Genomic DNA, 355 nt, shown 5'->3' with positions numbered 1-355 from the left:
GTCAGGAAGCGCTCCAGCCCGGTCCAGTGGCGCAGGCCGTAGCGGATGGCCTTGGCGAGCGCGCTGTCGCTGCTGACCCGGTTCAGCTGCGCCCGTAGCCAGGTCTGCATAGCGGCGACGAGTGGCGCGGTGCTGGCCTGGCGGATGGCGACGCGTTGCGGAGGCGACTGGCCGCGGATCTCGCGCTCGATGGCGTAGATCTCGCCGATGCGCAGCAGGGCCTCGGCCGCGATGGGCGAGGCGGTGCCGGCATGGCTCTCGAAGAAGCGCCGGCGCAGATGCGCCCAGCAGAAGGCGAGCACGACCGAGCCGTCGTTGCGCGATCTCTCCAGCGCCTTGAAGCCGGCATAGCCAT

At 70.7% G+C, this 355-nt stretch carries 1 protein-coding gene; it reads right to left on the bottom strand.

The window, feature by feature from the left end; all coding sequences use genetic code 11:
• Positions 1 to 355 (bottom strand): IS66 family transposase (locus G3576_RS32810; RefSeq protein WP_164698344.1); only part of this gene is annotated, 355 nt, incomplete at both ends.

Source organism: Falsiroseomonas algicola (genome assembly GCF_011040385.1).
GTDB classification, from domain to species: domain Bacteria; phylum Pseudomonadota; class Alphaproteobacteria; order Acetobacterales; family Acetobacteraceae; genus Falsiroseomonas; species Falsiroseomonas algicola.
The sequence above is the reverse complement of the archived record's forward strand: the minus strand, read 5'-3'. Positions and strand labels throughout refer to the sequence as shown.